The organism is Bartonella sp. AA86SXKL, assembly GCF_042196885.1.
In genome coordinates, this window is sequence record NZ_JBHIRE010000098.1 from 321 (window position 1) to 1,281 (window position 961).

2 protein-coding genes are annotated in these 961 nt (G+C 40.1%); both read left to right on the top strand.

Annotation, left to right across the window (positions count from 1 at the left end):
* Positions 1–512, top strand: a 512-nt coding sequence (locus tag ACFIO5_RS10110) for an aldehyde dehydrogenase family protein (RefSeq protein ID WP_522729879.1), incomplete at its 5' end; no start/stop codon positions are given.
* A 29-nt stretch (positions 513–541) separates the two neighbouring features.
* The coding region (locus ACFIO5_RS10115) for a nicotinate-nucleotide adenylyltransferase (protein WP_375705326.1) at positions 542–961 on the top strand (420 nt) is incomplete at its 3' end.

Below are 961 nucleotides of genomic sequence, written 5' to 3' on the forward strand. Positions count from 1 at the left end.
TGAATGCAAAGTTGCGACGCACAGGTATATGTAGTGCTGTTGAGACAGTTCTTATTGATCGCCAGGCATTAGAAAAGTTTCTTCCTATTTTGACTGCTTTACAGAAAAAAGGGTGTGAAATCCGCGCAACAGAAGATATTGTTTTTCTTATGCCAGACGCCAAATTAGCCTTTGAAGAAGATTGGTCGCACGAATATCTTGATGCGATTGTGTCTGTTAAGACGGTTGAAAGTGTTGAGGGAGCCATTGCTCATATCAAGCGTTATTCATCAGGACATACGGAATCGATTATTGCTGAGGATATGGAAATTGTGGAGAAATTTTTTAATCATTTGGATTCAGCCATTTTATTGCATAATGCATCCACACAATTTGCTGATGGAGGTGAATTTGGTTTTGGGGCAGAAATTGGTATTGCAACAGGAAAAATGCATGCACGTGGTCCCATAGGTGTTGAACAACTGACGTCATTTCAGTACCATATTAAAGGAAATGGACAGGTTAGACCTTGAAACAGCCATTTCTTCTATGGAAAAATCGTATGCCATATGTTGAAAGATCCAATGTTGTTGGTCTTTTTGGCGGGTCCTTTAATCCACCGCATGAAGGGCATCTTCTCGTTGCAAAAACTGCAATTCGACGTTTGCGTCTTAATCAATTATGGTGGATGGTAACTCCGGGGAACCCTTTAAAAGATTGTACACATTTACCACCTTTAGAAAAGAGAATGCGCTTAAGTCTTGAACTTATTGACGATCCAAAGATTCGTGTAACAGGTTTTGAACAGGCTATAGGCAGCAAAGTATCAGTAGAAACGATTTCTCATATTCTTGCGCATTACCGAAGAGTACATTTTGTATGGATTATGGGTGCAGATAGTTTGGCAACGATTCATCATTGGTATCGGTGGCGTGATATCATATCTATGCTTCCGATTGCGATTATTGATCGTCCTTTGGTG